The organism is Chromobacterium indicum, assembly GCF_039708975.1.
In the GTDB taxonomy this organism is placed as follows: Bacteria; Pseudomonadota; Gammaproteobacteria; order Burkholderiales; family Chromobacteriaceae; genus Chromobacterium; species Chromobacterium piscinae.
On sequence record NZ_JAYFSJ010000035.1, the window covers coordinates 1 to 3,597 of the forward strand.

The 3,597-nt window shown below is 57.4% G+C and carries 1 protein-coding gene; it reads right to left on the reverse strand.

The genetic code is table 11. From position 1 onward, the window contains the following. Window positions 1-342: 342 nt before the first annotated feature. Window positions 343-2,949 (reverse strand): TonB-dependent receptor plug domain-containing protein, encoded by a 2,607-nt coding sequence (locus VA599_RS24080; protein WP_346791014.1) that lies wholly within the window; start codon window positions 2,947-2,949, stop codon window positions 343-345. Window positions 2,950-3,597 lie beyond the last annotated feature (648 nt).

Below are 3,597 nucleotides of genomic sequence, written 5' to 3' on the forward strand. Positions count from 1 at the left end.
TCCACTTTCTGCTGGATCACCTTGACCACCCCCTGGGCCAGGCCTGTCACCAGCGCGTAGATCAGCGCGGCATGGAACAGGACGACGCCCGCCAGACCGGCGAATCGTCGCCGGGGCGGTGGCCCTCCCACTCCTTTGGCTGCAATGCTTGTCATATGGATTACCCATTCCTTCAATAAAACCGGCAGACTCGGCCGGACCGGCATTCAGGTCCGGCCAGAGCTGCCAACCTGTCGCGCGGGCGGGGTGGGATCACCGCCCCGCCATCGCATTCCCTGCGCATAAAAACCTGCGCCGTCATGACAGAATGCTATAGCTGTGGACTAAATACAATAGCCAAAGCTAGAGTTTGTATGACGCTTTCAAGAAATAGGCTCGGCCCACCGGGTCGGCGAGAATCGGATCAAATCCTTTCTGGAAGAACTTGTTCTGATTACTGAAGGGAGGCTCCTGATCAAACAGATTCTTCACCCCCGCCGTCACGCTCAGCTTCTTCTTCCATAGATAAGTGGAAGACAGGTTCCAGTTGGAATACGGCTTGACGCTATGCGTCGCCTTATAGTCGGTGTAACCGGACACATAGTTTTGGGCGAGCAACGCGCTCCAATCGCCGAAAGACCAGCCGAATCCCAACGAATGCTTCCAGCGAACCACCGGCTGCAGGCCATTGTTCCATTGGCTCAAGCGCGAGTAATACACCCCTCCCGCTTCCACCTGCTGGACGAACTTGGAGGTATAGGTTCCATCCAGGTTAATGGTGAAATTACCGAGGCGGCTCTTGGGCAAGCGCCAAGAGAACGAAGCATCCAAACCCGCCGCGCTCAGATTGCCCAAGTTCTCAGTCGGAGTGGAAACGTAATCCAGCTTGGAATACGGGTCATTCGGACTCACCCGCACAAAGCGGTCGGCATACTTGACCGGGTCATTGAAGATCAGATCATTGTCCAGCACGCCTATCACTTTATTGATGGTGGTCCACCAGAAATCGACGCTGGCCGTAATCTCCTTGATCGGCTCGATCACCACGCCGAAGGTGAGAGAAGTGGCGCGTTCAGGCTCCAAATTGCGATTGCCTCCCTGCTTGGCGAAAAACGTGGTGCCGCAATCCGTCTTGTCCCCGCCGTTGGCCGGCGTCCCGTTCGGGCAGCGCGCCGGGTCGTCCAGATTATTGCCATTGGTATAGGTCTTGGCGTCCGGCTGGAAAATGTCGAACAGCGAAGGCGCGCGGAATCCTCTGCTCGCGGAGCCGCGGAACATGATTTGCGACGCAGGCTGATACTTGAACGCGACCTTGGGATTGAAAGCTTTGCCGAAGTCGCTGTACTTGTCGTACCGGGCCGCCAACTGCACGTCCAACCCTTTCACAACAGGCACTTCCGCCTCAAGGTACAGCGCCGAGATATTGCGGCTGCCCTTGGTTGACTTGGAATCGGCGATCCCCGATCCGATCGCATACTGGGCCAGATCCTGAATCTGGCTGTCCAGCTTCTCGTGCCTCAATTCGCCGCCGATCGCCGCCGCGACACTCCCCGCCGGCAAGGCAAAGATCTCCTTGCTGGCCTTGAAGTCCGCCAATGCGGTTTCATATTTCGAAATCCAGCCGTCTCCTTTCAACTCGACGCCTTCCCATGCGCCGGCCGGGGAATCGCCGAACGGATTGATCTGATCGGTCAGCAGCGCCTGTTCTATCTTGTCGCTGTTTACATAACCGCTCTTGTAATTGATGGTGGTTTGGTTCGACGAATACGCGGCGCCGGTACGATAATCCCAACCGCCGATCAGCCCCTCCAGATTCACCGCCAGCCGCTGCGTATCGGAAATGCTCTTGGTCGTTCTGGGACCGAGAGGATCGCTGCGCAGATTCAACACCGCCGTCGCCCCCGGCGTCACCGGCGAGCCATCCGGCAGCACGGTCGGGAAGTACTTGTTGACGCCCGCGGTCAGCGTGGCGACGGATTGCATCGGCGTAGGGCCGATGCGCGTGGTGCTGATGTTTCGGGCGCCCAGATACTGCGCCGTCAACATATGGTCGCCAAACTGCTTGCTGAGCTTGCCGTTGGCGGTGAATTGCTCCACTTCCGGCGTAAGATCCATGAACAGCCAAGTCTTCTCGCCGCAGCTGGTCGCATCCCTGGGCGTGGAGTATGGCGGACGGCAATTCGGCATGGCCATGTTGTAAACATTGCCGTCGCCGGGATTGCCTTTGGATTTGTAGAGAAAGTTGGCTGGATAGGTGGTGCTGCTCAAAGACTGATTCTTGGTCGCGAATTCGCGATCCACAGTGCGAATCGCCTTGCTCTTCTGATACGACAAAACGCCATAAGCGTTCCAGCCATCTTTCGCCAGGTCACCCACGCCGCCCAATACGCTCACATTCGCGGAATCGCCGCCCTTGTGCTGAGGGCTCAGCGCTTCGCCGGAAATGGTCAGCCCTTGATAGCTCTTCTTGGTGATGAAATTCATCACCCCGCCGATGGCGTCGCTGCCATATAGCGCGGAAGCGCCGTCGCGCAGCACCTCGATCCGGTCTATGGCCGACAGCGGAATGGCGTTCAGGTCGGTCGCGATGCCGGAAATCGCCTGGTTGGCGACCCGGCGGCCATCCAGCAACACCAAGGTATATTGCGGATCGAAGCCCCGCAGGCCGGCATAGGACGCGCCACCGCTGACCGACTGCACGGAAGACGCGCCAACCAGATTGGACTGGTTGCTGGCCAACGAATTGACCACCTGCTCCACCGTGGTGAAGCCTTGCTTGGTCATTTCCTCGGCGCGCACGATCGTCACCGGCAGCGCTTTTTCCTGCTTGATGCTGCGTTTGATGTTGGAACCGGTCACCTCCACCCGGTCCAGCTCTCCTGAGGACACGCCCTCGGCGGCCCAGACCACAGGCGCGTTGACGCCTATCCCCGCCATGGCCAAAGCCACGGCCAACTGTTTCTTTTTCATCACGAAACTCTCCTTTGTTCTTTGTCCGTATCTCGTCCGCCAGTTCTGCAGCCGGCGTGATCGCGCTCAAGCCATTCACATCGCATGAAATGGCTCTGGATTCGAGTGTGGGAAGAGTTCCCACAAACCGTCAATATCCGTAACAATTCGTCATTAAGTACAGATCGTTTCTATACGCCATGCCGTTCAGCGCAATTTTCTGCCCCAAACCACCTCATCATGCCGCGAACATAAAAGCAAAACCCGCATGCGGCAAAGCATCCAGCCCCACCAGCCGCGCCAACCTTTCTCTCAGGAGCCTTCTTGTCCCATATTCATCTGACAATGTCGTTTTTATGTAAAAAATGTTGCATTTACACAAATCACTGAAAGAAATTGTCAAAACTAGAAGTCTTCACAAAGCCAGATGATGAGAAATAATCATGGGATTGATGCAAAAACAGGAAGCGGACTTTGACCATGAATGATCCCGCCCATAAAAAAAGCCGGCCCACCCGGGCCGGCTCGTCCTGCATCGCCTCTTACGCGCTACGCCGGCGCCAGCGCCGGACTCCAACCCTGCGGAATCGCGCCCAGCAGCTTCTTGGTGTAGCCGTCCCGCGGCTCGCGGTAGATCACGTCCGCGTCCGCCTGCTCCACCACCCGCCC